Below are 315 nucleotides of genomic sequence, written 5' to 3'. Positions count from 1 at the left end.
TTTTCGCTGATCTTGACTTTATAAACAATCAATGGTTATCTAATCGGTTACCATTTACTCTCAGCGTGCGCCAATGCTCAGTTGTAGCTGTTTGCAATCGTTGCTTCTTCAGCTCATGAACAACTGTGGCTAAACCACAAATTCCTTCGCTACCAAAAATCGATGATAGCTTGTCGTACTACACCAATGATGGTGCAGTTGCCGTTGATCGGTATTGCAGGGTATTGCGGGTTCAAAGGTTTTAGGTACTGCTGTTCACCATCAATAACCAACTGCTTAAAGGTTGCTTCTTTCGAATCATCCAAACGCGCAACA

General features: G+C 42.5%; 1 protein-coding gene. It reads right to left on the bottom strand.

The window, feature by feature from the left end; translation table 11 throughout:
* Nucleotides 1–149: 149 nt before the first annotated feature.
* On the bottom strand, nucleotides 150–315 hold a 166-nt coding region (locus NOG12_RS11140), incomplete at its 5' end, for a LexA family protein (RefSeq protein ID WP_313933299.1).

It is taken from the genome of Pseudidiomarina fusca (assembly GCF_032227045.1).
GTDB classification, from domain to species: domain Bacteria; phylum Pseudomonadota; class Gammaproteobacteria; order Enterobacterales; family Alteromonadaceae; genus Pseudidiomarina; species Pseudidiomarina fusca.
The sequence above is the reverse complement of the archived record's forward strand: the minus strand, read 5'-3'. Positions and strand labels throughout refer to the sequence as shown.